This window comes from Acinetobacter sp. Colony158, assembly GCF_019264745.1.
GTDB classification, from domain to species: Bacteria; Pseudomonadota; Gammaproteobacteria; order Pseudomonadales; family Moraxellaceae; genus Acinetobacter; species Acinetobacter ursingii.
This window is the reverse complement of sequence record NZ_CP078523.1, coordinates 3,021,683-3,022,939: the sequence shown is the minus strand read 5'-3', so window position 1 is coordinate 3,022,939 and position 1,257 is coordinate 3,021,683. Positions and strand designations below refer to the sequence as shown.

The 1,257-nt window shown below is 39.7% G+C and carries 2 protein-coding genes; one reads left to right on the top strand and one right to left on the bottom strand.

Annotated elements, in window-relative coordinates:
* Positions 1–732, bottom strand: a 732-nt coding sequence (gene queG, locus JR005_RS12460) for a tRNA epoxyqueuosine(34) reductase QueG (RefSeq protein WP_218665840.1), incomplete at its 3' end; no start/stop codon positions are given.
* 28 nt (positions 733–760) lie between these two features.
* On the opposite strand from queG, the gene JR005_RS14990 reads away from it, so the two are divergent.
* Positions 761–1,257, top strand: a 497-nt coding sequence (locus tag JR005_RS14990; protein WP_324064358.1) for an NAD(P)H-hydrate epimerase, incomplete at its 3' end; no start/stop codon positions are given.

The window sequence follows — 1,257 nt, the reverse complement described above, 5'->3', positions numbered from 1 at the left end:
TTCTTCAGGAATAATTCCTTTATATTCAATGGTAAGATAAGCGATACATTTACGTGCATCCAGCATATAAGGTTCAACAATCGCTTGAGTCGGACAGATATCAATACAAGCACTGCAAGAACCACAATGTGCTGTAGCAGGTTCATCAAAAGGCAAATCGAGTGAGGTAAATAATTCACCTAACACAAAAAAAGAACCTGATTTCTTGTGAATAAGCAGGGTATGTTTACCTGTCCAACCCATTCCTGCGCTTTCAGCCAGTGACTTTTCGAAGATCGGGGCAGAGTCTGCAAAAGGACGTGATTCAAATTCCCCAACTTTTTCCTTAATTTTTGAGGCAAGAGTTTTTAAACGGCCACGCATCACTTTATGATAATCGCGTCCTCGTGCATAACGCGCGATAATGGCTGAGTTGGGTTCATCTGGTACATAGCGCGGTTTTGGTGTTTCCACCAGATAGTTCATGCGCACACAAATGATGCTTTTTGTTCCTGGAACGAGCAATTTTGGATCTGCACGTTTTTCCAAATTTTCCTCTAAATAGTGCATATCTGCATGGTAGCCACGTTTTAAATATTCCTCAAAACGCGGCATTTGTGCTTGAGCATCTGGTTTGGCAATGACACAATCAGCAAAACCCAGTGCCAAAGCCTGTTGTTTGATCCATTGTTTAAGCGCAATGGCATCATATTGAAGAACAGGAATAGAAGCTGCTGAAGAAATAGATGACATATGCCAAGAATAATGAGGAAGAAGAACAATGCGAAGCATAGTTTACCATAGCCCTGTTTATAATCGTGAAAGTATTCAAGCATGGGAAAAGCGTTGGTTTGCACAGCACAATTCTTCGGTAGGCTTAATGCAGCAAGTTGCATGGACAATAGCAGCGCGTTTGGATCAATATATTTTAAAAAATAGCCTAAGTATCAAAAAAATTGCAGTTTGGTGTGGTTCTGGAAATAATGCAGGTGATGGCTATTATGCAGCTGCTTATTTGTCTCAAAAAGGCTATGAGGTTCAAATATTTGCAGCACCAACAGGTGATTCTTCAGATTTAAAGCAAGCGATTCTTTACGCGCAGCTTCATAAAATACAGATTGAGCCAAATTTTGCAGTTCCAGATCATTTTGATTGTCATATCGATGCGTTATTTGGAATTGGTTTAAATCGTAAGCTAGATCAAAACTGGCAAGATATTCTTCAACATTTTAATCACTTATCTGGTTTAAAAGTTGCCATCGATGTGCCGAGTGGATT